Origin of the sequence: Pseudomonas sp. QE6, from assembly GCF_041379005.1 — a bacterium.
Lineage (GTDB): Bacteria > Pseudomonadota > Gammaproteobacteria > Pseudomonadales > Pseudomonadaceae > Pseudomonas.
Genome location: NZ_CP166873.1, coordinates 3,808,893 through 3,829,319, shown reverse-complemented (window position 1 = coordinate 3,829,319; position 20,427 = coordinate 3,808,893). Strand labels below are relative to the sequence as shown.

18 protein-coding genes are annotated in these 20,427 nt (G+C 66.2%); 7 read left to right on the top strand and 11 right to left on the bottom strand.

From position 1 onward, the window contains the following. Window positions 1-125: 125 nt before the first annotated feature. From ACAW63_RS17650 to ACAW63_RS17635, 4 genes are read right to left on the bottom strand one after another with little or no spacing between them, the layout of a single operon-like run. Window positions 126-1,205, bottom strand: a complete 1,080-nt coding sequence (locus tag ACAW63_RS17650; RefSeq protein ID WP_371227271.1) for a 2Fe-2S iron-sulfur cluster-binding protein — start codon at window positions 1,203-1,205, stop codon at window positions 126-128. Between the two features lie 12 nt (window positions 1,206-1,217). After that, a complete protein-coding gene (locus ACAW63_RS17645; RefSeq protein WP_371227269.1) occupies window positions 1,218-1,973 on the bottom strand; it encodes a glucose 1-dehydrogenase in 756 nt (251 codons plus the stop codon). A 12-nt stretch (window positions 1,974-1,985) separates the two neighbouring features. After that, on the bottom strand, window positions 1,986-3,647 hold the full coding sequence (locus ACAW63_RS17640; RefSeq protein WP_371227267.1) for an FAD-binding protein: 1,662 nt from the start codon (window positions 3,645-3,647) through the stop codon (window positions 1,986-1,988). A 5-nt stretch (window positions 3,648-3,652) separates the two neighbouring features. Continuing rightward, window positions 3,653-4,171 (bottom strand): flavin reductase family protein, encoded by a 519-nt coding sequence (locus ACAW63_RS17635; RefSeq protein ID WP_371227265.1) that lies wholly within the window; start codon window positions 4,169-4,171, stop codon window positions 3,653-3,655. A 242-nt stretch (window positions 4,172-4,413) separates the two neighbouring features. On the opposite strand from ACAW63_RS17635, the gene ACAW63_RS17630 reads away from it, so the two are divergent. Together ACAW63_RS17630 and ACAW63_RS17625 are read left to right on the top strand one after the other, a co-directional pair. Then, complete coding sequence (locus ACAW63_RS17630) at window positions 4,414-5,598, top strand: flavin-dependent monooxygenase (RefSeq protein ID WP_371227263.1); 1,185 nt, start codon at window positions 4,414-4,416, stop codon at window positions 5,596-5,598. 136 nt (window positions 5,599-5,734) lie between these two features. Continuing rightward, window positions 5,735-6,868 carry an LLM class flavin-dependent oxidoreductase gene (locus ACAW63_RS17625; protein WP_331314623.1) on the top strand — a complete coding sequence of 378 codons (1,134 nt, stop codon included), beginning with the start codon at window positions 5,735-5,737 and terminating at the stop codon, window positions 6,866-6,868. Between the two features lie 91 nt (window positions 6,869-6,959). On the opposite strand, the gene ACAW63_RS17620 is transcribed toward ACAW63_RS17625, so the two are convergent. After that, window positions 6,960-7,250 carry a GYD domain-containing protein gene (locus tag ACAW63_RS17620; protein ID WP_331314621.1) on the bottom strand — a complete coding sequence of 97 codons (291 nt, stop codon included), beginning with the start codon at window positions 7,248-7,250 and terminating at the stop codon, window positions 6,960-6,962. A 304-nt stretch (window positions 7,251-7,554) separates the two neighbouring features. On the opposite strand from ACAW63_RS17620, the gene ACAW63_RS17615 reads away from it, so the two are divergent. The 3 genes from ACAW63_RS17615 to ACAW63_RS17605 all read left to right on the top strand — a co-directional run bounded on the left by ACAW63_RS17615 (window position 7,555) and on the right by ACAW63_RS17605 (window position 9,859). After that, a complete protein-coding gene (locus ACAW63_RS17615) occupies window positions 7,555-8,208 on the top strand; it encodes a peroxiredoxin (protein ID WP_370601486.1) in 654 nt (217 codons plus the stop codon). A gap of 141 nt (window positions 8,209-8,349) precedes the next feature. Beyond that, window positions 8,350-9,051: an EthD domain-containing protein gene (locus tag ACAW63_RS17610; RefSeq protein ID WP_371227260.1), complete on the top strand. Its 702-nt coding sequence runs from the start codon at window positions 8,350-8,352 to the stop codon at window positions 9,049-9,051. A gap of 58 nt (window positions 9,052-9,109) precedes the next feature. Continuing rightward, window positions 9,110-9,859 carry a Mut7-C RNAse domain-containing protein gene (locus ACAW63_RS17605; RefSeq protein WP_371227258.1) on the top strand — a complete coding sequence of 250 codons (750 nt, stop codon included), beginning with the start codon at window positions 9,110-9,112 and terminating at the stop codon, window positions 9,857-9,859. 122 nt (window positions 9,860-9,981) lie between these two features. Here ACAW63_RS17605 and ACAW63_RS17600 read toward each other — a convergent pair whose 3' ends face one another. Then, window positions 9,982-10,905: a LysR family transcriptional regulator gene (locus ACAW63_RS17600; RefSeq protein WP_371227256.1), complete on the bottom strand. Its 924-nt coding sequence runs from the start codon at window positions 10,903-10,905 to the stop codon at window positions 9,982-9,984. Between the two features lie 290 nt (window positions 10,906-11,195). Between ACAW63_RS17600 and ACAW63_RS17595 the strand changes: the two genes are divergently transcribed. Both ACAW63_RS17595 and ACAW63_RS17590 read left to right on the top strand, forming a co-directional pair. After that, complete coding sequence (locus ACAW63_RS17595; protein WP_275607323.1) at window positions 11,196-12,689, top strand: cytosine permease; 1,494 nt, start codon at window positions 11,196-11,198, stop codon at window positions 12,687-12,689. A 23-nt stretch (window positions 12,690-12,712) separates the two neighbouring features. Next, complete coding sequence (locus tag ACAW63_RS17590; protein WP_275607324.1) at window positions 12,713-13,561, top strand: nitrilase family protein; 849 nt, start codon at window positions 12,713-12,715, stop codon at window positions 13,559-13,561. Window positions 13,562-13,663: 102 nt separating this feature from the next. Here the strand turns inward: ACAW63_RS17590 and gabP are convergent, their stop codons facing one another. The 5 genes from gabP to glaH all read right to left on the bottom strand — a co-directional run bounded on the left by gabP (window position 13,664) and on the right by glaH (window position 20,413). After that, window positions 13,664-15,070: a GABA permease gene (gene gabP / locus ACAW63_RS17585; protein WP_371227253.1), complete on the bottom strand. Its 1,407-nt coding sequence runs from the start codon at window positions 15,068-15,070 to the stop codon at window positions 13,664-13,666. Between the two features lie 146 nt (window positions 15,071-15,216). Next, on the bottom strand, window positions 15,217-16,494 hold the full coding sequence (gene gabT, locus ACAW63_RS17580; RefSeq protein WP_370601481.1) for a 4-aminobutyrate--2-oxoglutarate transaminase: 1,278 nt from the start codon (window positions 16,492-16,494) through the stop codon (window positions 15,217-15,219). A 72-nt stretch (window positions 16,495-16,566) separates the two neighbouring features. Continuing rightward, on the bottom strand, window positions 16,567-18,015 hold the full coding sequence (gabD, locus tag ACAW63_RS17575) for an NADP-dependent succinate-semialdehyde dehydrogenase (RefSeq protein ID WP_371227251.1): 1,449 nt from the start codon (window positions 18,013-18,015) through the stop codon (window positions 16,567-16,569). Between the two features lie 38 nt (window positions 18,016-18,053). Beyond that, window positions 18,054-19,304, bottom strand: a complete 1,251-nt coding sequence (lhgO, locus tag ACAW63_RS17570; RefSeq protein WP_275611958.1) for an L-2-hydroxyglutarate oxidase — start codon at window positions 19,302-19,304, stop codon at window positions 18,054-18,056. A 131-nt stretch (window positions 19,305-19,435) separates the two neighbouring features. Then, window positions 19,436-20,413 (bottom strand): glutarate dioxygenase GlaH, encoded by a 978-nt coding sequence (gene glaH, locus ACAW63_RS17565; RefSeq protein ID WP_371227250.1) that lies wholly within the window; start codon window positions 20,411-20,413, stop codon window positions 19,436-19,438. Between the last annotated feature and the right edge of the window lie 14 nt (window positions 20,414-20,427).

Sequence of the window (20,427 nt, the reverse complement as noted above, 5' to 3'; positions counted from 1 at the left end):
ACCTCCCGAGTCCCCCGGTCAGTTCGCCCGGCCGTCCATAAATCATGCAAAAAAGACCCGGCCGAAGCCGGGTGAAGGAAGGGGCGGCACAAGCCCCACACTCGAGAGCAATTCAACAAAAACCATCAATCCGGGAAGCGCACCCGCACCTCGCGGCTGCCAGCCCGGCCCTGGCAGGCCAGGGTCCAGCCTTCGGCGATCTCGGCGGCGCTGAGCACGTCATTGCGCGGCAGCAGCACCTCGCCCTGCTCCACCTTGCACATGCAGGCGCCGCAGAAGCCCTCCTCGCAGGAGGCGGGCGGCGCAAGGCCGGCGCGACGGCAGCTTTCCAGCAGGGTTTCACCGGGGATGCAGGGCACCTGGTGCTCGGCGCCGTCCAGCGCCACCACCAGGCTTTCCGCGCCGGATTCGGCGGCGGCGCTGCGGGCCTCTTCGCTGGCCGCTTCCAGCGCGTCCGGGTCGGGCGGCGAGACGAAACGCTCGACATGGATGTGCGCCGAGTCGACACCTTCACGCAGCAGCGTGCTTTCCACCGTGTCCATGAACGGACCGGGGCCGCAGATGAAGCATTCGGCCTCTTCCCAGCCGCGCAGCAGGTGGCGCACGTCGCTGGCGGCGAGGAACCCCTGCAGGTTGTCCAGCACGTGGATCACCTGCAGGCGTTCGCCGTGCTCGGAAACCAGGCGGCGCAGCGCGTCGCGGAAGATCACCGAATCGGTGTCGCGGTTGGCGTACACCAGGCGGATGCGGCAGTCGCGGTTGGCCAGCGCCTCGCGCAGGATGGAGAACACCGGGGTGATCCCCGACCCGCCACCGAACAGCAGCAGGTCGCGCGTCGCCTCGCCGAGATGGAAGTGGCCGGCGGGCGGCAGCACGTCCAGTTCGTCGCCCGGACGCACGCGCTCGTTCATCCAGTTCGACACCCGGCCACCGGCCACACGCTTGACCGTCACCCGCAGCGTCTCGTCCAGCCCGGGCGTGCTGGACATCGAGTAGCAGCGCGTCAGGGTCTTGCCGTCGAGCGCCACGCGGAAGCTGAGGAACTGCCCGGCGCGGTACCTGAAGCGCCCGGCCAGTTCCGCCGGCACGCGCAGCACCAGCGAGCGCGCGTCGGCGGTTTCCTCGATGACGTCGGCCACCTCCAGGCGGAAGGTGCCGGCGACGGTTGGCTCCGCTTGCGGCGCCAGGGTCTGCGCACTGCCCATCGCCACGCTCCGTCAGACGCCGCTGATCAGTTGGGCGTTGTCCACGCGCAGCTCGGCGCCGCTGATGAAGCGCGACTCGTCCGAGGCGAGGAACAGCACCACGTTGGCGATATCTCGCGGCGCGCACATGCGGTTCATCGGGTCGGCGTCGAGCGCCTCCTGGGGAATCGGCTGACCACCGGCCAGGGCCTGGGTCATGGGGGTGTTGACGCCGTCCGGGTGCACGCTGTTGCAACGGATGCGGTAGCCCTGCTGCTTGCAGTGCACGGCAATGGAGCGGGTCATGGCCGCCACCGCGCCCTTGGAGGCGGAGTAGGCGCAGAACGCCGCCATGCCGCCCAGGGCCGCCACCGAGGACATGTTGACGATGGAGCCGCCGCCGGTTTCCTTCATCGCTTCGATGGCGTACTTGCAGCCGAGGAAGTAACCGTCGCCATTGATGGTCTGCACCTTGCGCCACAGCTCCAGGCTGGTGTCCTCGATGCTGGCCACGGCCAGGATGGCGGCGTTGTTGACCAGCACGTCGAGACGGCCGAAGCGCTCCACGGTGGTCTTGATCACCTTCTTCCAGTCGCTTTCGCTGGCGATGTCGTGGCGGATGAACAGCGCGTTGTCGCCGATCTCGGCGGCCACGGCGCGGCCGGCCTCCTCGTTGAGGTCGGTGATCACCACGCGGGCGCCTTCGGCGGCCAGCAGCAGGGCGTCCTCGCGGCCGATGCCGCTGGCCGCGCCAGTTACGATGCAGACTTTGCCTTGAACTCGATTCATGCTTGTTTTCCTTCAGGCGGTTTCAGGGATGGCGGCAGGCACGCGGGATGCCGCATGGACGGCGGCGCGACGGCCGGAATACACACAGTCGGCGATGGACAGGCCGGATATGTAGAGGTTGGAGGCAACACCCACGGCGTTGCGGCCGGCGCTGTACAACCCCGGAATCGGCGCACCGGCGTTGTCCAGCACGCGGCCGCTGCGCTCGCAGATGCGCAGGCCGCCGAGGGTGATGGCCGGGCACGGGTAGAGCTTGCTGTCGACGGACAGGTCCAGGGCGTACCAGGGGCCGTCGTCCAGGTCGGCGAGCATCGCCGGGGACTTGCCGAAGGCATCGGTATGCTCGCCGCGGGCGGCGCGGCTGTATTCCTCGAGGGTGTGCCGCAAGTTCTCGGCCGGCACGCCGATGGCGCGGGCCAGGGCGGCGGGCGTATCGCCACGGCGGCGGTTGAACAGCAGGTTGAGCAGCACCGGCAGGCGCTGGAACGACCAGACCTTGCCCGGTCCCACCTGGCGCAGGGACTCCTTGAGCAGCGTGCGGTCGAGGATCAGGATGGCGCGGCCGCCCTGCTCTTCCACCATGGCGTGGCCGAGGGTGGCGCCGTAGACCTCTTCGTTGCAGTAGCGCTCGCCCTGGGCGTTGACGATCACCCCACGGGCCCAGGCCAGCGGCGGGTTGATGAAGCGCCAGGCACTGATCTTCTCCAGGCGCTGCGCCGCGGCGCCCACGCCAAGTCCCAGGCGGATGCCGCTGCCGTCGCACCCCGGCGTGCCCAGGGGCAGCGCGGGCAGGTACTGCGGCGCATGCTCGGCGACCATCTCGCGGTTGAAGACGAAGCCGCCGGCGCTGAGCAGGACGCCCTTGCGCGCGCGGATCAGGATCGGCTCGGCGTGATCCAGTTCGATACGGCGCAGCGCGGCGGTCAGGCGCTCGGCCAGCGGCGGCGCGTAGGGATGCACGGCCGTGGCCATGCGCCCCAGCCAGGCATGGCGGCGCGCCGCCAGGCTGCCCGGCGGCAGGCGCCAGGCTTCGACGCCAACCACCGCGCCACTGGCATCCTGCACCAGCCGGCGCACCTGGCACTGGCTGTAGAGCTGCACGCCGTTTTCCTTGGCGGAGGCGCGCAAGGCACTGAACAGCGCCGCTCCGGACATGCCGGCACCCTTGGTGCGATGACCGCGCGGAGCCGGACGAGCCAGGCTGGCATAGGCCGGCACCGACTCGTTGCCCGAGTAGTAGAGGTAGTAGCGATCGCTCGGATAGGAGGTCTTGTGCGGCGGCACGCTGGCCTCGAAGCGCGCGCCGTGGCGCTCCAGCCAGGCCAGTTGCTCGACGCTGCGCTCGCAGAAATCGCGCAGGGTCTCGGCCTTCACGGCATCGCCGACTTCGCCACGCAGGTAGCTGAACATGGAGTCCGCGTCGTCGTTGTAGCCGGCGCGAGCCTGATACCGCGTACCGCCGCCGGCATAGACCACCCCGCCGCTGCGCGCGGTGGCGCCGCCACCGGTGAAGCGGTCCAGGGCCAGGACTTCCAGACCGCGCTCGCGGGCCTCCAGGGCGGCGCAGGCACCGGCGCCGCCGAAACCGACCACCAGCAGGTCGGTCTGCGCGTGCCAGTCCGGCTGTGCACCCTCGTCCAGGCGCAGCGGGGCGATCGGCCGAGTGCCGCTCATGGTTTTCAACCCGCGGCCGCCACGTTCACCGGTTGCACGGCGACGGCCGTGGTGTAGGTGCCGTTCACGTAGATCAGCGGGGTGATGCGCGGGTTGTTGCGGATCTCGCGGATGCGCCCGATGAAGATGGTGTGGGTGCCGTAGGTGAACTTGCCGTCCTGCTCGCAGATCACGCTGGACTGGGCGTCGGCCAGGTACGGCACGCCGCACTCGGAGGCGCGCCAGTCGCCGCTGGCGAAGCGGCCCTCGCCCTTCACCGGGCCGCTGCACAGGTGCGACAGATGTTCCTGCTCCTGGCCGAGGATGTTCACGCAGAAGTCCGCGCCGGCATCCAGCACGCGGTGCAGCGAGGCGGTCTTGTTCACGCAGATCAGCAGCGACGGCGGCTCGGTCGACAGCGAATCGACGGCAGTGGCGGACATGGCGAAACGCTCGCTGCCATCGCTGGTGGTGATGATGGTCACCGACTTGGCCAGCCGGCGCATCGCCTGGATCATGTCGGCTTTCAGATTGTCTTGGCTCATCGCACGGGACCTCGCTGGGCTGGTTGGCTCTTGGTGTTGTGCGATGAATTCTGTGACCGGCCCCGGGCCGCAACATCGTCCGAGGGGACTAGTCGCCCCGGCGTGCCGAAGCCTCGGCGGATATGGTCCGTTTGTAGGATGTCGAGCCCGTTGTGCGTTGTTCAAATGCCCGTGAAGGCCCCTGCGTAGCTGCGCGGTGGGCAAGCGCAGGCCCTGCGGGGCGACCACAGGAGAACAACAAGATGCTCGACCAGGATTTGATCCGCCAGCGCCTCCGCCAGCGCGCCCGCGAACTGGTGCCGGTGCTGCGCGAACGCGCCGCCGACGCCGCACGCCAGGGCCAGCTGCCGGAGGAAACCATCCGTGATTTCCACGAAGCCGGCTTCTTCCGCATCCTCCAACCGGCGCGCTGGGAAGGCTACGAGCTGGAGCCCAAGGACTTCTTCGAAGTGCAGATGACCCTCGCCGAGGGCTGCATGTCGTCCGCCTGGGTACTGGGCGTGGTGGCCATCCACAACTGGCAGCTGGCGCTGTTCGATGACCGCGCCGCGCAGGACGTCTGGGGCAAGGACTCCAGCGTGCTGATCTCCTCCTCTTATATGCCGGTGGGCAAGGTCACCCCGGTGGAAGGCGGCTTCCGCCTGTCCGGGCGCTGGGGCTTCTCCAGCGGCAGCAAGCACTGCCAGTGGGCCTTCCTGGGCGCCATGGTGCCGCCGAGCGAACCGGGCGGCGCGCCGGACTACCGTACCTTCCTGGTGCCGCGCAGCGACTACCAGATCCTCGACAACTGGAACGTGATGGGCCTGGAAGCCACCGGCTCCCACGACGTGCTCGTCGAAGACGCCTTCGTCCCCGACTACCGCACCCACCGCGCCCTCGACGGCTTCATGCAGAACAGCCCGGGCAATGCGGTGAACACCGCGCCGCTGTTCCGCCTGCCGTTCGGGCAGATCTTCGTGCGCGCGGTGTCTTCCTCGGCCATCGGCGCGCTGCAGGGCGCGGTGAACCTGTTCGTCGAGCACAACCGTGCCCGCGTCGGCGTCAACGATGGCCGCAAGATGGGCCAGGACCCGGGCGCCCAGCAGGCGCTGGCGGACGCCATGGTGGTGGCCGACGAGTGCCGCACTGTGCTGCTGCGCAACTTCGAATTGATGATGCAGCGCGCCCGTGACGGCGAGCCGCTGACCATGCCCGAGCGGGTGAAGATGCGCTACGACTCCGCCCTGGTGGCGGACAAGTGCGCCCGCGCAGCCGGCGCGCTGATGTTCAACAGCGGCGCCTCCACCATCTTCCGCGAGCACCCGATCAACCGCGCCTTCCGCGACATCCACACCGGTCGCGCGCACGTCGCCAACAGCCCGGCCAAGTACGCCTGGAACCTGGGCGGCGTGAGCATGGGCGCGGACTCCACGGACTTCTTCCTCTGACGCAGCCCCCTGGGGCTGAAGAACCATCCGGCATTTCGGCGTAGTCCATTCGGGCGATTCCGAGGTGCCGGCGAACACAGAACATGGTCCACGAGGCTGAGCCTGTCGGCCGCAACTACAACAAGGGACGCATCCCATGAAATTCTCTCTGATCTACGAAGCCCAGACCCTGGACAGCACCCGTGAAGGCGACCGTCGGGTCTTCGACGACACCGTCGAACAGGCCGTGCTGGCCGACAAGCTCGGCTTCGACACCTTCTGGTGCGTGGAGCACACCGCGCTGACCAACTATTCCCACATGTCCGCCCCGGAGACCATGCTGGCCTTCGTCGCCGGCAAGACCGAGCGCATCGGCATCGGCCACGGCGTGGTCTGCCTGCCGCCGGCGATGAACCACCCGGTGAAGGTCGCCGAGCGCATCGCCACTCTCGACCTGCTGTCCAAGGGCCGCGTGCACTTCGGCGTCGGCAAGGGCGGCACCCAGCAGGAAGCCGGCACCTTCGGCTACGACCTGGCCACCCTGCAGCCGCAGATCGACGAAGCCATGTACCTCATCCCGAAGATGTTCGTGCAGGACGAGATCGAGCATGACGGCGAATACGTGAAGATCCCCAAGCGGCCGATCCATCCCAAGCCCTACCAGGACCCGCACCCGCCGATGTACCTGGCCTGCACCAACACCGAGTCGCTGAAGAACGCCGGCGGCCGTGGCATGGGCGCCCTGGTGCTGGGCTTCGGCGGCCCGGAAGAGATCGCCAAGAAAGTGGCCGTGTACCACGAAGCCTGGGACAACCGTGACGAAGCGGACCAGGTCGGCTTCCGCCCCAACCGCCACATCGCCGCGCTCTGCCCGGCCATCGTCCTGGACGACAACGAGAAGGCCCGCGCCATCGGTATCCGTGGCCAGCGCTACTTCATGGAATCCCTGGCCTACTGGTACGCCGGCGGCGAGCGCCCGGACCCAGCCAAGTGGCAGGACGACACCTTCGTCGACGGCAACGGCCAGGCGGTGATCCGCTCGCGCTTCGCCTCCGAGGAAGTCTCCGTGGACTTCTCCGACCCGACCATGGCGATGATGAACCCCAACCACGCCTACGGCACCGTGAACGACTGCATCGGCTACGTGCAGCGCCTGATCGACGCCGGCGCCGATGAAATCCTCTTCATCTGCCAGATGGGCACCGTGCCACAGTGGGCGCAACTGGAAACGCTGAAGAACATCGGCGAGAAGGTCATCCCCTACTTCCGCGACAAGGCCAGGAACGCCTGATTCGAGGATCCGACCCGCCCCTGAAGGGTCGGACAAGGGATGCACTGCACGGGGCGGCGCCGGTTTCGGGCCGCCCCGTTTGCATTGCGCCTCAGCGCATTGCGTCAATCAGCCCGCGGAACTCCTGTTCCGAGAAGCCGCGCAGGGTCTGCGTGCGGATGTTGCCCAGCGACGCCACCTTGAGCAGCAGTGTGGTGGCCACGTCCTCCGCGCCTTCCACGATCAGCACCATGTCGTAGCCGCCCGTCGTCCAGTAGGCGGCCTTTACCGAGATACCGAGTTGCTCGGCCATTGCCCGGAAGGCCATGTAGCGGTCCGGCGAGTCCTTGACGTTGCGGATGCCCTGGTCGGTGAAATTCACCAGGGAAATGAAGGTAGCCATGGTTCAGCTCCTGTCGAGTGCATAGGCGACGGTCGAGGGTGCGGAAGCCACTGCACCGGAAGAAGACCGCCACCCTTCCCGACGTGCATGCACGCGGCATCCCTGCCATCGCGAGCCACGTCGACCATCACCCATCCGACGACCTCCATAGAACAGGCTTAGCAGCCCCGGCGGGCCCTGCACGACCGCTGATCCGTTGCCCCGCGGGCGAGCCTCGAACGCCCACCTATACTTTCCAGCCCAGGGACCGGCCGTTGGCTCCCGCGGCCCGTCCAGACACCCCAAGCCCACACGGAGAACGGAAATGTCCCTACGAATAGGCGATGAAGCCCCCGACTTCAGCGCAGACAGCACCGAAGGCACCCTGAATTTCCACCAGTGGATCGGCGATCACTGGGCGATCCTGTTTTCCCATCCGAAGGACTTCACCCCGGTCTGCACCACCGAGCTGGGCTACGTGGCCCGCCTGAAGCCGGAATTCGACAAGCGCAACACCAAGGTGGCGGGCCTGAGCATCGACCCGGTCAGCGATCACCTCGCCTGGGTCGGCGACATCGCCGAAACCCAGGGCCACGCCGTGAACTTCCCGTTGATCGGCGACGATGACCTGAAGGTGGCCAAGCTCTACGACATGATCCACCCCAACGCCAGCGGCGGCCCGCGCACGGCGGTGGACAACGCGACGGTGCGCTCGGTGTTCCTGATCGGTCCGGACAAGAAGATCAAGGCCACGCTGACCTACCCGATGAGCGCCGGACGCAACTTCGACGAAATCCTCCGTCTGCTCGACGCCATCCAGCTCAACGCCAAGCACACGGTGGCGACGCCGGTGAACTGGAAGCCGGGCGACGACGTGATCATCCCGACCTCGGTGTCCAACGAAGACGCGCAGAAGAAGTACCCGCAAGGCTTCAAGACCCTCAAGCCGTATCTACGGGTGGTCGCCCAGCCCAAGTGACGCCCTAGGCCCTCCCCGGAAGCGGGAGGAAGGCGTCTCACCGGCCGGCTAGTCCGCACAGACGATGGCGCCGGCCGACGCCCCATGCATGGTTGCAGCTCTTCGCCCAAACGGGTCATGTCGAGAACGAGGAGCTTTGCCATGCAGAAGGTCATCTATCTACTGTGGCGTGACAGTCGCACCGACGCCGAGGATTTCTTCCGGCAGTTGCGCACGGAGCTGACCGATCGTCTGGTCCGCCTGGGTGCGCACAACGTGCAACTCAATCTGGATGACGCCGACGTGCGTCCGGCCGACGGCCTGCGCCAGGAGCAGGCCGGCGAGCTGCCTCACGCGGTAGTGAGCTTCTGGGTCGACACCGCCGCCGGCGAATTCCGCCGCCCGTACGACGAGGCGCTGCAGGTCGCCTGTGCACGCAGCGCCGGCTACCTGGTCTGCGAATCGGTGCCGATCCGCAACACCCGCTTCCCGGCCCAGACCGGCCAGCGCACCCACGGTTTCTCCCAGCTGGCTTTACTGCAGCTGCCGTCGCGCCTGACCCACGCGGCCTGGCTGGACATCTGGCAGAACCACCACATGCGGGTCGCCATCGATACCCAGGACAACTTCCTCTACGTGCAGAACCTGGTGGTGCAGGTGCTGACCCCCGGCGCCACGCCCCTGGCGGCGATCGTCGAGGAATGCTTCCCGCCGGCAGCGATGACCGACCCGATGGCCTTCTTCGACGCACCCGGCGACGAGGAGAAGTTCCAGCGCAACCTCGCGCTGATGATGGACAGCTGCCAGCGCTTCATCGACTTCGACCAGCTGGGCGTGGTGCTTACCAGCCAGTACCCGCTCTAACTCCGCACTCCGGGCGGCGCCCAGGCTCCGCCCCTTCGCGGCTGCCATACTCAATGGCATGAATCGCGCCATCTTCCGCTTCTACGAGGAGCTCAACGATTTCCTGCCCGCCGACCGCCGCCGGCGCGAGTTCGCCTGCGCCTGCCCGGACGGGGCGACAGTCAAGCACATGATCGAGGCCCTGGGCGTGCCCCACACCGAGGTGGAGCTGATCCTGCTCGATGGCGAATCGGTGAACTTCGACCGCGCGATCCTCGATGGCGACCGCCTGGCGGTCTACCCGATGTTCGAGCGCCTGGACATCAGCCCGCTGCTGCGTGTGCGGGCCTGCCCCCTGCGGGTCCTGCGCTTCGTCGCCGACGCCCACCTGGGCGGCCTGGCGGCGCTGCTGCGCATGAGCGGCTTCGACACCCTGTACGAGAACGCCTTCGACGACGGCGAGATCGCCGAGATCAGCGCGCACCAGGGGCGCATCGTGCTCACCCGCGACCGCGAGCTGCTCAAGCGCCGGATCATCAGCCACGGCTGCTACCTGCACGCACGCAAGCCACGGGAGCAACTGGCGGAGCTCTTCGAACGACTGGACCTGGCCCGCAGCGCCCGCCCCTTCAGCCGCTGCCTGCGCTGCAACCACCCGCTGCGCGAACTGCCGGCGGAACAGGCACGCTTACGAGTGCCGCCGAAGGTGGCCGAGCGACATGCGCGGTTCCTGTCCTGCGACCATTGTGACCAGGTGTTCTGGCAAGGCTCCCACTGGCGCAGCATGCGGGCATTGCTGGAGCCGCTGCTGCGCGCGGACTGTTCGTAGAGCCAGCAGGAAGGCCTCATGCCCAGCGCTTGTAATCGGCCAGGAACAATCCTTGCCAGTTCCCCAGGGTAGCCCGGAAATTCATTGCGCAAGCCAACGCCTGCGCAATGAACTGGGACTGGTTATCGGTCGCCGGGACGCACCTTCTGCACGCCGAACACTTCCATCAACTCCTCAAGAAAGGCGCTTACCAGCTCACCAGGACGGGATGAGCGACGCATGGCGGCCTGGAAGTCCACTTCATAACGCAGGAGATCAGGATTCAACGCACACAGTTGCTGCTGCTCGACGTGCCTGGTTGCGTAATGCTCGGGCAAGAAGCCCAGGTGCTGGCCGGAAAGTATCAGCAGGGCTGCACCGTCCATGCTGTCGGTCAGCGCGGTGAGTCGCTCCAGTGCCGTGGGGGCCGGCATTTCCGGAAGCGGATGGCTGGGCCAGACCCATTCGTGCTCGGCGACATCGCTGTGGCCCAACTCGCCAGCAGACCGGTACAGGGGATGAGTGACGCCGCAGTAGGCGATCTGGGTCTCACGGAACAACGGCTGATAGTCCAGGGTGTCAAGGCGTCGCCAGAAGTAGCCGATGGCAAGGTCGAGATGCCCGTTGATGAGCTTCTCTTCAAGAAAGGACGAGGACAGTTCGGTGAACTGGAAGAACAGTCCCTGATGGCGCGCGCGCAAGCGTGCGACAGCGAGGGCGATCTGCTTGTTCGCCTGCGGGTCGATCTGCCCCAGCAGGCCGATATTGAGGGTGCCACTGAGGGTACGGTTGATCTGCTGCACTTCGAGCCGAAAGCCCTCGGCGGCAGCGAGCAGACGTCGCGCCGCATCGAGGAACTGGCTGCCCTTGGGCGTCAGGGCGAAGCCCGCACGACCGCGCTGGCAGAGCCGGAAGCCAAGGCGTGTCTCCAGCGATGCCAATTGGGCACTGATGGTCGGTTGAGTGGTATTGAGCGCCCCTTGCGCGGCGGAGATACCGCCCGCCTCGACCACGGCGAGAAACACCCGGATCAGGCGGATATCCAGTTCCGATACGTTACCCAGCATCTCGAACCTCAGGCAGCTTATATAGACAGCGATCTATGTGAACAGTGGGTGCGCGTTATTTTATGGCACGGTAACTACGCCTAGATTCTGACTTCGACGGCACGGATTTGCGCAAGTGTAGGGACGCAAAAAGCAGCTGTCACCGGCGGTTCAGGCTCGGCTGCGCACGACGCGCGCGCCATCCCCCGTCGCTGCAAGCCGCTCAACACGCAGCATAGATGGACTCCATATGTAAGTGGCCGTATCGAATCCTCCACAAGAACAATATCGCGTTTAGCAGGAGCGCTCCCATGTCCGGGTCCAGCCATACCGCCCATACTGCCGAAACCGGCACAGGGCTGGCCATCGAAGGCCATTCCATCGATTACATCCCGCAGTCCGAGCGCCATGCTCGACTCTCCAGCCAGGGGCCATTCTGGTTCCTGGGCAATTTCCATTTCTTCACCATTTCCATCGGTTTCGTCGGACCGGGCCTGGGCCTTTCGGCACTGTGGACGACCCTGGCCGGTGCGCTCGGAATCATGTTCGGCACCCTGTTCATGGCATTCCATGGTTCCCAGGGACCGGAGATGGGGCTGCCGCAGATGATCCAGTCACGAGCCCAGTTCGGTTATCGCGGAGTCGTGCTGGCCCTGTTGGCCACGCTTTTCGTATTCGTCGGTTTCAACGTGGTCAACGTCTCGCTGATCATGGACGGCCTGCACAATGTCTTCGGCCTTGAACCTGTGCCGGTGGCCTGCACCGTCATTGCCGTGGGCGCCCTGCTGTCGATCTATGGCCACGACCTGATGCACAAAGCATTCAAGTGGGCGCTGATACTGACTTTGCCGCTCTACTCGCTGGTGACGCTTGCGCTGATGTTCGGCGCCGGGCAAAGCGATGTACCGGCCGCACAATCGAGCCACCTGGGCTTCAACTGGGTCGCCTTCGCCACCCAGTTCGCCATTGCCGCCAGCTACAACATCTCCTACGCACCCTACGTGTCGGATTACTCGCGTTACCTGCCCAGGCACACCAGCCGCGCCAGGCTGATTGCCGCGGTGTTCCTCGGCGCGTCGCTGTCGGGGGCCTGGATGATCGGTCTGGGCGCCTGGCTGGCGCAGTTGCTGCAAGCATCCGATGCGCTGGTGGCGCTGGATCGGGTCGGGTCTTCGCTGCTGCCAGGGCTGGGCCATGTCCTGGTGCTGGTATCGGTGGCCGGATTCCTGCCGGTGATCGCCCTGAATACCTACAGCGCCATGCTGACCCTGCTCACCGGAGTTGATTCCGTGCGTCGAATCACTCCCACGCCACGCGTCCGGGTGCTGTCGATCCTGGTCATTACCCTGGTCCTCCTGGCGTGCGTCCTGTCGATTCGCGGCAACGGCATTTCCATTCTCAATACCTTCCTGGTGCTGATGCTGTACTTCCTGGTGCCCTGGACCGCGGTGAACCTGGTGGACTACTTCGGCGTGCGCAAGGGGCGCTACGCCATCCCTCACTTCTTCACCCCCAACGGCATTTATGGCGCCTGGCAGATGCGCGGCATCCTGGCCTATGTGGTGGGTTTCGTCTGCATGATCCCGTTCTTCTACATCTACGACGCCGCAGCCGGAAAGGAGGTCTTCGTAGGCCCCATCGCGCGGATGCTCGATGGCGTGGACGTGGCCTGGCTGGTAGGCCTGCTGGTATCCGGCCTGACCTATTTCATGCTCAGCCGCTCCCTGGACCTGGACGCGGAGCGCCGGGTGGTCGACGCCATCAGCGAATCTGACATCCTCGCCATGGCCGGCGAGCGCCAGTGACTCCAACAGCAGGAACCTCATCCATGATTGCTTCGAAACCTGTCACCGTGGCCTGTTGCCAGTTGGCGCCGAGCGTGGGGGACCCCGCCCACAATCGACGCACCAGCGAACGGGCCATACGCACCGCCGCACTGCGGGGCGCACAGGTGATCGTATTGCCCGAACTGGCGCAGAGCGGCTACGTGTTCCGCGACCTGGCCGAGGCGCTTGCGCTTTCCGAAACGCAGGAAGGTCCGACGCTACAGCTGTGGCAGGGACTGGCGCGGGAGTTGGGCATCGTCATCGTTGGCGGCTTCTGCGAGCGGCTGGATGGTGACCGGGTAGCCAACAGCGCAGCACTGGTTGATGCCACTGGCGTGCGTACGGTCTATCGCAAGGCTCATCTGTGGGACGGCGAAAACGCCATCTTCACCGCTGGCAATGACGCGCCGCCGGTCGTTGAAACGGCCTTCGGGCTAATCGCGGTGATGATCTGCTACGACCTGGAGTTTCCCGAATGGGTGCGCCTGCCCGCCCTGGCCGGTGCCGAACTGCTGTGCGCCCCGGTGAACTGGCCCTGGGGTCCTCGCCCGAACCAGGAGCGCCCGGCGGAAGTGGTTCGCGTACAGGCCAACGCGTCGGTCAACCGACTGTTCATCGCCGCATGCGACCGACACGGCAACGAACGCGGAGTGGACTGGGTACAAGGCTCGGTGATCGTCGATGCGGATGGCTTCCCGCAAGCGGGTCCGGCAGAGGACGGCGGCGAGCAGATACTACTGGCCACGCTGAACCTGGCAGAAGCACGAAACAAGCGAATCAGTCGCCACAACCATCTCCACCAGGACCGCCGCCCCCGCCTCTATGACAAACAAGGGTTGCTGGGCACATGAGCGCAGCCAACCCGCCTTCTGGCCTGCGGGCAATCGTCAGCCTCGGGTCGATCGCGGCCGCACGGCTGCTTCTTCTCCCCGAAGCAGCCGTGCGGCCCGCATTCAGATGTCCGTGACGCGCGCCAGTCCGCCGGATTTCCCGGCCAGCTCTTCCCGAGCCCTGCGGCGGGAGACAAGCAGGCCGGAACAGACCACGACGAGCGTCAGCAAACCGGTGGCGATGACTTCGATGCGGTGGTCGGGGCGGAAGAACATGACCACCAGCACGCTGAGGATGAAGGCGATCACCCCCCAGGTCAGCCACGGGAACAGCCACATGCGGTACTGAATGGCCTTGCCCTCGGCGGTCAGGCGCTTGCGCATGCGCAGCTGGGAAATCGCGATCACCAGGTAGACCAGCAGGGCGATGGCGCCGGAGCTGGCCATGAGGAAGCCGAACACCTTGGAAGGAACCAGGTAGTTGGCGATCACGGTCAGGAACGCCGCGCCGGTGGAAAACAGCACGGCGTAGATCGGCGTTCCGCTGCTGGTGGTCGCCTGGACGCACGCCGGCGCGTCGCCACGGCGGCTCAGGGAATAGAGCATGCGCGAGGCGGTGTAGAGGGAAGAGTTCAGGCAGCTGGTGACCGAGGTCAGCACCACCACATCGATGAGCGCCTTGGCGTGGGGCACCCCGAGGATTTCCAGTACGGTGGCGTAGGAGCCATCGCTGGCCAGGCGCGGGTCGGTCCAGGGCACGAGGGCGACGACGATGAAGATCGACAGGATGTAGAACAGCGTGATCCGCCAGATCACCGAATTGGTGGCCTTGGAAATCTGCTTTTCGGCCGCGTCGGATTCGGCGGCGGCAATGGTCACCACTTCGGCGCCGAGGAAGGAGAACATGGTGATCAGCATGGCGCTGAGCACGGCGCCGAAGCCGTTGGGCATGAATCCGCCGGTATCCCACAGGCGCGAAACGCCACTGAGGCCGGTATTCGGCAACAGGCCGAGGATCGCGCAGGCGCCGAGAATGATGAAGCCGACGATGGCCGCCACCTTCACCAGGGCCAGCCAGAACTCGAATTCCCCGTAGTTCTTCACGCTGAACAGGTTGGTCGCGGTGAGCAGCAGGGTGATGGCCAGCGACAGCACCCAGATATCCAGCTGGGGTATCCAGGAGTTGAGGATGGTGGCGGCGATATTGGCTTCGATGGGGATCACCAGTACCCAGAACCACCAGTACAGCCAGCCGATGGTGTAGCCGGCCCATTTGCCGATGGCGTGGTCGGCATAGGTGGAGAAGGAGCCGGTATCCGGCGAGGCGACGGCCATTTCGGCCAGCATGCGCATGACCAGCACCACCAGGGCGCCGGCGAAGATGTAGGCCAGGATGGTGGCAGGGCCGGCTTCGGCGATGGCGCGGCCGGAACCGACGAAGAGGCCGGCGCCGATCACACCGGCGATGGAAAGCATGGTCACGTGGCGGGATTTCAACCCGTGACTCAGGTTGTTCTTGTCTGTCTGCATGGCATTACCTTTGTTCTTGTCGTGCCCGGAGAGCGATGCCGCTCTCCGCAATCACCTGGCGCGAAGCCAAAAAGCCCGCCCTGCCCCGGCCGGTAGCCGGGGCAGAAACGGGTTGAGCAGGGGACCAGGGGTGACGCTCTAAAGCCTTACGCCAACTCGTCGAAGCACTCGCCGATGATGGCCAGCCCACGCTGCAGGTCGGCATCGCTGACGGTCAGCGGAACCAGGATGCGCAGGACGTTGTAGTAGGTGCCGCAAGAGAGCAGGATCAGGCCCTTCTCGCGCGCCTTGGCCACCACCTTTCCGGTCAGCTCGGCGGCCGGCTTGTTCAGGTCGCCGCCTTCGAACAGCTCCACGGCGACCATGGCGCCGAGGTTGCGCACCTCCACCAGGCTCTTGTGGCGCTCGCCGATCTGGCGCAGGCCGCTGCTGAGGATTTCCCCCACGGACTTGGCGCGATCCAGCAGTTTCTCGCTCTCGAAGGCCTCGATCACCGCCAGGGCGGCGGCGCAGGAAACCGGGCTGCCGGCATAGGTGCCGCCCAGGCCGCCAGGGGCCACGGCGTCCATGACCTCGGCGCGGCCAGCCACGCCCGCCAGGGGGAAGCCGCCGGCGATGGACTTGGCGAAGGTGGTCAGGTCGGCGGCGACGCCCATCTGCTCCATGGCGAAGAAGGTACCGGTACGGCCGGCGCCGGTCTGCACTTCGTCGGCGATCAGCAGGATGCCGTGCTCGTCGCACAGGGCGCGCAAGCGGGCCATGAAGTCCTTCGGCGCCACGTTGAAGCCGCCCTCCCCCTGTACCGGCTCGAGGATGATCGCGGCGATGTCGCGAGGCGCGGCGTCGTTCTTGAAGATGCGCTCGATGCTGGCCAGGGACTCGTCGACCGACACGCCGTGGAGCGCGTTCGGGTACTGGGCGCGGAACACGCCGCCGGGCATCAGGCCCAGGCCCGCGGAGTACGGCACCACCTTGCCGGTCAGCGACAGGGTGTACTGGGTGCGGCCGTGATAGGCGCCGGTGAAGGCGATCACGCCGTTGCGGCCGGTGGCGGCGCGGGCGATCTTGATGGCGTTCTCGACGGCTTCGGCGCCGGTGGTGACCAGCAGGGTCTTCTTCTCGAAGTTGCCCGGCAGCAGCTGATTGATCTTCTCCGCCAGGGCCACGTAGGGCTCGTAGCCGAAGACGTGGAAGCAGGTGTGGGTCAGCTTGGCCAGCTGCTCCTGCACGGCGGCCATCACCTTCGGGTGCAGGTGGCCGGTGTTCAGCACGGCGATGCCGCCGGCGAAGTCCAGGTACTCACGACCCTCGACATCCCACACGGTGGCGTTCTCGGCGCGCTCGGCGAAGATCTGGTGGATCTGGCCGACGCCACGGGGAATGGCGTCCATGCGGCGTTGTTGCAGGCTCTGGTTGGTATTCATCGTTGACTCCGGTAGTGCGATCGCCCTGCACGGACCGCGGCCCATGCAGGGAAGGTGGATGGTTGACCGTGCTTACACGCCGAGGCAGAGGTACTTGACCTCGAGGTAGTCCTCGATGCCGTACTTCGAACCTTCGCGGCCCAGGCCCGAGGCCTTGATGCCGCCGAAGGGGGCCACTTCGTTGGAGATGATCCCGGTGTTGACGCCGACGATGCCGTACTCCAGCGCCTCGCCGACACGGAACACACGGGACAGGTCACGGGCATAGAAGTAGGCGGCCAGGCCGTACTCGGTGTCGTTGGACAGGGCGATGACTTCGGCCTCGTCCTTGAAGCGGAACAGCGGCGCCAGCGGGCCGAAGGTCTCGTCCTTGGCCACCAGGGCGGTCTTCGGCACGTCGACCAGGATGGTCGGCTCGAAGAAGGTGCCACCCAGGGCGTGCGGCTTGCCGCCGGCGACCACCCTGGCGCCCTTGGAGACGGCGTCGTCGATATGCAGCTGGACCTTGGCCACGGCCTTGGCGTCGATCAGCGGACCGGTGGTGATACCCTGCTCCAGGCCGTTGCCGATGTTCAGCCTGGCCACGGCGGCCTGCAGCTTCTCGACGAAGGCGTCGTACACCCCGTCCTGGATGTACAGGCGGTTGGCGCAGACGCAGGTCTGGCCGTTGTTGCGGTACTTGGAGACCAGCGCGCCTTCGACGGCGGCGTCCAGGTCGGCATCGTCGAACACGATGAAGGGAGCGTTGCCGCCCAGCTCCAGGGACACTTTCTTGATGTCCTTGGCGCATTCGGCCATCAGCTGGCGACCGATTTCGGTCGAGCCGGTGAAGGTCAGCTTGCGCACGATCGGGTTGCCGGTCAGCTCACCGCCGATTGCACCGGCATTGCCGGTGACGACGCTGAACACGCCCTTCGGAATGCCGGCGCGCTCGGCCAGCTCGGCCAGGGCCAAGGCGGAGTAAGGGGTCTGCAAGGCGGGCTTGAGCACCATGGTGCAGCCGGCCGCCAGGGCCGGACCGGCCTTGCGGGTGATCATCGCGGAGGGGAAGTTCCACGGGGTGATGGCGGCGGTCACGCCGATCGGCTGCTTGATCACCATCAGGCGCTTGTCCGGCTGGTGGCCCGGGATCATGTCGCCGTAGACGCGCTTGGCCTCCTCGCCGAACCACTCGAGGAAGGAGGCGGCGTAGGCGATCTCGCCCTTGGCTTCGGCCAGCGGCTTGCCCTGCTCGATGGTCATCAGGCGGGCCAGGTCGTCCTGGTTCTCGATCATCAGGTCGAACCAGCGGCGCAGCTTGTTGGCGCGCTCTTTCGCGGTCAGCGCACGCCAGGCCGGCAGGGCCTTGTCGGCGGCCTCGATGGCGCGACGGGTCTCGGCGGCGCCCATCATCGGCACGCTGCCGATGATCTCGTGGGTGGCCGGATTGCTGACCTGGACGGTCTGGCCGTTGTCGGCATCGACCCAGGCGCCATCGATGTAGGCCTGCTGGCGGAACAGAGTGGGATCTTTGAGTTGCACGCGTGTCATCCTCGGGGTTGGACGGCGGTGACGTCGGCTCAGCCGGCGGCCCGCTGCTTGTTATCGGTGGCCTTGACGGTGAAGCCGGCCTGGCTGCCGTCGATCTGCTCGCGAACCTTGCCAACGATGTAGGCGCCGATGGGGATCGCCGAGGTCGCAGCGGGCGACGGTGCGTTGCACACGTTCATGCTGCGCGGGGTGTTCACGAAGAGGAAATCGTCGATCAGCTTGCCGTCGCGGGACACCGCCTGGGCGCGAACACCCGCCGGGTAGGCGGTGAGGTCGGCCTTGGTGATGCTCGGGCAGTACTTCTGCACTTCCTTGAGGTAGCCGCCCTTGAACAGGGAGTTCTTCATCTCGATCAGGCCGGGGCGCAGGTTCTTCGCCAGCACCTTGAGGATGCCGGGGGACGTCAGGGTCTCGAACAGGTCGGCGACGGAGATATCGGACTTGCGGTAGCCCTCGCGCTTCATGGCCAGCACCGCATTCGGGCCGACGGTGACGGTGCCGTCGATCATCCGCGTAAGGTGCACGCCGAGGAACGGCATCGACGGGTCCGGGATCGGGTAGATCAGGTGGTTGACGATCTGGTTGTGCTGCTTGGGCAGCAGGTAGTACTCGCCGCGGAACGGGCAGATGATGAAGTTCGGCTCGATGCCGAGCATGCGCACCACGCGGTCGGCCATCAGGCCCGAGCAGGTGATGAGGTAGCGGCCGTGGAATTCGTCGCTGCCCGTGCGCACCACCACTTCGTCGGCGCGCTCGTCGAGTCCGGTGACTTCGGCGTTGTAGCGGATCTCGCCACCGGCGTCCTGGAACTCGCGGCCCATGGCGGCGGTGACTTCGGCGTAGCTGACGATGCCGCTGGAAGGCACGAAGATGCCGCCCATGCCGACGATGTTCGGCTCACGCTCGCGCAGTTCGGCGGCGGACAGCCAGGAGCGCTCCAGGCCATTGGCGGCGGTGCGTTCCCAGAGCGCCTTCATGCGCTCCATTTCCAGCTCGTTGGTGGCCACCAGCAGCTTGCCGCATTCGTCGAAGCGGATGCCGTGCTTGTTGCAGAAGGCCTTGGTGGCCTTGTTGCCTTCCAGGCAGAAGCGCGCCTTGAGGCTGCCCGGCGTGTAGTAGACGCCGGCATGAATCACGCCGCTGTTGTGGCCGGTCTGGTGCCGGGCCGGGCCGGATTCCTTCTCCAGCAGGAGAATCCTGGCGTCCGGGTAAACCTGGGTCAGCTGCATGGCCGTGGACATGCCCACGATGCCGCCGCCGATGATGATGAAATCGTACACAGCCATTACCTCGCGCCGGGGCGCTGCAAATCGATACGCGGTCCGCATCGGCCCAGCCGCCGCAAGGGGGGCCGACGTTTCCGGACACGGCGAAGAGCCGCCCGGGGCGGCCCTCCAGCCTGCTTGCCTGATTACTGACCGCGCAGGTAGCGCGGCTTCTGATAGCTAATGTAGCCACGCTGGCGCATCAGTTCGCGGCGCAGCCCTTCGTGCGGGGTGAAGCGGTCGCGGCCATGCAGCCAGAACAGGTTGTTGATCAGCAGGAAGCTACCCACCGGCACCGGCACCGACAGCTTCTGCGCGCTGCCCTCGAGGGATTCGGACAGCGCGTTCAGCCAGATGCCTTCCTCGAAGTTGGCCGGCTGCACGAACTGGTCGATGTAGCGCATGGTCGGGCGGCCTTCGGCGTCGGTATCGAACACCGGGTGGAACACGTCCTCGGTGACGTTCTTGCTCGGCGGTGCGGTCCAGCGCATTTCGCGGCGGGCCAGCGGGTGGCGGAAGAACTCGTCGCACTGCTCCCAGTCGTCCAGGTGCAGCAGCAGGGAATTGCCGCCTTCCATGTTCTTCTCGTCGATCTTCAGCATCAGCACGTAGTCGGTGATCTGGTTGACGAAGGTGCCGTCGTTGTGCAGCTCCATGACGCGGTGCGGCTGGCGCAGGTAGCTGTCGGAGTTGTCGGTGTTGACCACCACGAAGCGCGCGTAGAACTGGCCGCTCATGGCGTCGTAGTTGGAGCGACCGATCAGGTGGGCGCAGGCGGTGGTGAATTTCACCATGTCCTCGGCCTGGCTCACGTCATCCAGGCCGACGGGCTTGATCAGCATGCCACCGGTGGAACGACCGAGAATCGTGTTCAGCAGCACCGGGCGCAGGGTGCCTTCGCAAAGCTCGTCGAGGATCTCGCCGAAACGGAAGCGCAGGAAGGACTTGTACTCCAGCGCCTGGACCGGCCACTCGGCCACGGCCTTGACGAAGGCGTCGACGGTTTCGCGGGCGAAGGTCAACTCCAGCAGGCGGGGCGACTGCTTCGAGGGGGCGACGGTGTAACCCCGGGTCTCGTGCGGCAGCGGCATCACAAGGTCCTCGATCTTCGTAAAGGCGTTCATGGCGGTGTCCTGGC

Coding starts and splice junctions, on each gene's coding strand:
- ACAW63_RS17650 (WP_371227271.1), bottom strand. CDS start 1,205: ATGGGCAGTGCGCAGACCCTGGCGCCGCAAGCGGAGCCAACCGTCGCC.
- ACAW63_RS17645 (WP_371227269.1), bottom strand. CDS start 1,973: ATGAATCGAGTTCAAGGCAAAGTCTGCATCGTAACTGGCGCGGCCAGC.
- ACAW63_RS17640 (WP_371227267.1), bottom strand. CDS start 3,647: ATGAGCGGCACTCGGCCGATCGCCCCGCTGCGCCTGGACGAGGGTGCA.
- ACAW63_RS17635 (WP_371227265.1), bottom strand. CDS start 4,171: ATGAGCCAAGACAATCTGAAAGCCGACATGATCCAGGCGATGCGCCGG.
- ACAW63_RS17630 (WP_371227263.1), top strand. CDS start 4,414: ATGCTCGACCAGGATTTGATCCGCCAGCGCCTCCGCCAGCGCGCCCGC.
- ACAW63_RS17625 (WP_331314623.1), top strand. CDS start 5,735: ATGAAATTCTCTCTGATCTACGAAGCCCAGACCCTGGACAGCACCCGT.
- ACAW63_RS17620 (WP_331314621.1), bottom strand. CDS start 7,250: ATGGCTACCTTCATTTCCCTGGTGAATTTCACCGACCAGGGCATCCGC.
- ACAW63_RS17615 (WP_370601486.1), top strand. CDS start 7,555: ATGTCCCTACGAATAGGCGATGAAGCCCCCGACTTCAGCGCAGACAGC.
- ACAW63_RS17610 (WP_371227260.1), top strand. CDS start 8,350: ATGCAGAAGGTCATCTATCTACTGTGGCGTGACAGTCGCACCGACGCC.
- ACAW63_RS17605 (WP_371227258.1), top strand. CDS start 9,110: ATGAATCGCGCCATCTTCCGCTTCTACGAGGAGCTCAACGATTTCCTG.
- ACAW63_RS17600 (WP_371227256.1), bottom strand. CDS start 10,905: ATGCTGGGTAACGTATCGGAACTGGATATCCGCCTGATCCGGGTGTTT.
- ACAW63_RS17595 (WP_275607323.1), top strand. CDS start 11,196: ATGTCCGGGTCCAGCCATACCGCCCATACTGCCGAAACCGGCACAGGG.
- ACAW63_RS17590 (WP_275607324.1), top strand. CDS start 12,713: ATGATTGCTTCGAAACCTGTCACCGTGGCCTGTTGCCAGTTGGCGCCG.
- gabP (WP_371227253.1), bottom strand. CDS start 15,070: ATGCAGACAGACAAGAACAACCTGAGTCACGGGTTGAAATCCCGCCAC.
- gabT (WP_370601481.1), bottom strand. CDS start 16,494: ATGAATACCAACCAGAGCCTGCAACAACGCCGCATGGACGCCATTCCC.
- glaH (WP_371227250.1), bottom strand. CDS start 20,413: ATGAACGCCTTTACGAAGATCGAGGACCTTGTGATGCCGCTGCCGCAC.